The organism is Candidatus Dependentiae bacterium (assembly GCA_016871815.1).
In the GTDB taxonomy this organism is placed as follows: domain Bacteria; phylum Babelota; class Babeliae; order Babelales.
In genome coordinates this window covers 1-2653 of record VHBT01000044.1, presented here as the reverse complement: position 1 = coordinate 2653, position 2653 = coordinate 1, and the positions used below count along the sequence as shown (strand labels likewise).

Below are 2653 nucleotides of genomic sequence, written 5' to 3'. Positions count from 1 at the left end.
CTTTGTTGACGATAGGAATAATGTGTAAATTTTGCTCAAAAGCGAGGTAAAAATTTGCCATAGTTTGCGCTTGAATTCCTTGCGCCGCATCAACAAGCAGTAGTGCTCCTTGGCATGCATACAGCGATCGTGAGACTTCATAGCTAAAATCTACGTGTCCCGGAGTGTCAATCAGGTTCAAGAGGTAGATTTCGCCTTTGTATTCATAAAAAAGCGAAGCAGTCTGAGCTTTTACGGTAATTCCGCGTTCGCGTTCGACTTGTAATTTATCAAGAACTTGTTCGTTTTTTGTGCGATCAGAAATCGTTCCACACACTTCAAGTAAGCGATCGGCAAGGGTTGATTTGCCATGATCGATATGAGCAATGATGGAAAAGTTTCTAATGCGTGAAGTTGGAAAAGATTTTAAATCGAGTTGGGCAATATTCATTTGCATGGTAATCAGTGTGCTCCGTTACATAGATTTTGGTTTACTGAGTCCGAGCAGCTCAAGACACAGGTCGAGTGTACGATTTACCGCCGAAACGATAAGTAAGTTATTTTTTGTGGTTGCAATGTCGTCAGGAATAATAATTTTAGTGTGTGAATAAAAATTGTGAAATGCAGCTGCCAGTTCATATGCATAATATGCCAGCATGTGTGTTTGATTGTTAAATTCGATTGCTTCGAGCAGTGATCTGAGTGTTGCAATTTTTTTAATTAAATTATGTGCGGTTGATGGAATGTGTGTCATGTCTGCAAGTGTAGTTGCAGGTTGGCTTTCAAGTTCTTTAACAAACGCTGCAAGTTGCGAGTCTGCGTCAGCTGCTTTTTGGAGCAAGCTGTGCGTTCTGACAAATGCGTAGTGAATGTAGTAAACAGGATTTTCATCATTTTGTTTGAGCGCTTGTTCCAAATCAAGTTCAAGATGAGCATCTGCCTTGCGGTTTAAAAAGAAGTAGCGCGCAACATCTCGGCCAACAATTTTGATGACATCGCTGAGTTGTTCAAAATTTCCAGCACGTTTTGACATGCGCACATAGGCATCATTTTTTTTCATGAGCACCAGCTGGTAAATAAGGCAGGTGAATTTGGAAATATCACATCCAAGTGCTTTGAGTGCTGCATTTCGTGGAGTCACGTAGCCGTGGTGGTCTTGACCCAAAATGTTAATAAGTTTGTCATATCCCTGAGAAAAATTATCAAAATAGTAGGCGGTGTCGGGTGCAAGATAGGTCATATCGCCGTCGGCTTTGCGGAGCACGCGGTCTTTGTCGTCGCCAAAATCGGTCGATCGGAGCCACAATGCGCCATCAGCTTGGTAGGTAAATCCTTTTTCTGAAAGAGCTGCAACAGCAGCGGCAACTTTTCCGCTTTCGTACATGCTTTTTTCTGAAGTGAAATGGTCAAATGTCACGCCGTAATCAGCAAGGTTGCTTTTGATCAACGCGAGCATAGCGGTTTTTGCATACTGAGCGAAAAATTCTGCAGGTGCATTTTCGTGCGCATTTCCTTCTTGTTCAAAAAGTGTTTGAGCGGTTTTGATAAGGTATTCACCAGCGTATCCACCTTCGGGAAATGCTTCTTTTATCCCGAGTTGTTCAAGGTAGCGGTTGCGGAGTGAGGCACCGAGCTTGTTAATTTGGTTTCCTGCATCGTTGATATAAAATTCTCTGGTTACTTGATGCCCAACAAACGAAAAAACAGATGCCAAAACGTCACCAATAATTGCGTTTCTGCCATGAGCAAGGTGCAACGGTCCGGTTGGATTTGCGCTCACAAATTCGATAAGTACTCGTTTTGAAGTGAGTTCTTTTGGTCTAAAAAAATCACGTGGCGCTGAAATAATGTTAGAAAGCAGCCAGGTCCAATCGGCCCCAGAGAGAGAAAAGTTTAAAAAGCCTGGGCCCGCCAAGGTTACAGAACCAAAAAGGGATGCAAGTTCAGGCGTTGAAGTCCCCACTTTGACGAGTTCGTCTTTGAGTGCGGTTGCAACATCACGTGGATTTTTTTTGAGTATTTTTGAAATTTGAAGCGCAATGGTGGTGCTTACATCCCCGTGGGACGAATCTTTGTCGGTATTCAAGATTAGTTCAACACGTGGTAAATCCTGCGGGTTTTCCGGAAAAAAGAGCGCTTGAGCTGCATCTTGGATAGTTTTTTTGATGATAATGAGAATATCTGTGGTCAGCATAAATGAATTTTTTGGTTATAAATGGAGACAATATCCCAAAGGATATCAGCAAAAACCAATCTTTGCCACGTCTTGCGCGCTTAATTTTTAGCTATGGAGGATTGGTTTTTGACAGGGAGCATTGGTTTTAGAATTGATTTTTCTAAAAAAAGGCAAAAAACAATTGGTTTAAAGAAAAAAATGATTTTTTGCGCTTTCGGCGTAAGATAGTTTTTTGTAGCAAGATAAATATTTATTAAAACAAGGAAAAAATATATGAAATATTTACTTTTAGTTGTCCTTGCTTTGGGGTTCGGCCTTGGTGCGCATGAGCCAAAAGCGGTGCGGATCAGCAAAATTGAGGTCAAAAGCGCGGTTACTGCGCAATTATCACCAGACAGAAGCGATCTAGTTATTTTTGCGAATGACGATTTTGTGGCGCTTGAAACGCAATTTAAATCAAAAAGATCATTCAACGACGCTGTGCAGACAAAAAATCCA

Annotated in this window: 3 protein-coding genes; 1 reads left to right on the top strand and 2 read right to left on the bottom strand. The window is 41.5% G+C overall.

The window, feature by feature from the left end; genetic code table 11:
- Together FJ366_04325 and FJ366_04320 are read right to left on the bottom strand one after the other, a co-directional pair.
- Positions 1-430 (bottom strand): GTP-binding protein (locus FJ366_04325; GenBank protein MBM3894792.1); only part of this gene is annotated, 430 nt, incomplete at its 3' end.
- A gap of 24 nt (positions 431-454) precedes the next feature.
- Positions 455-2173 carry an arginine--tRNA ligase gene (locus tag FJ366_04320; GenBank protein ID MBM3894791.1) on the bottom strand — a complete coding sequence of 573 codons (1719 nt, stop codon included), beginning with the start codon at positions 2171-2173 and terminating at the stop codon, positions 455-457.
- Between the two features lie 255 nt (positions 2174-2428).
- Between FJ366_04320 and FJ366_04315 the strand changes: the two genes are divergently transcribed.
- Positions 2429-2653: hypothetical protein (locus FJ366_04315; GenBank protein ID MBM3894790.1), on the top strand; the 225-nt coding region annotated here is incomplete at its 3' end.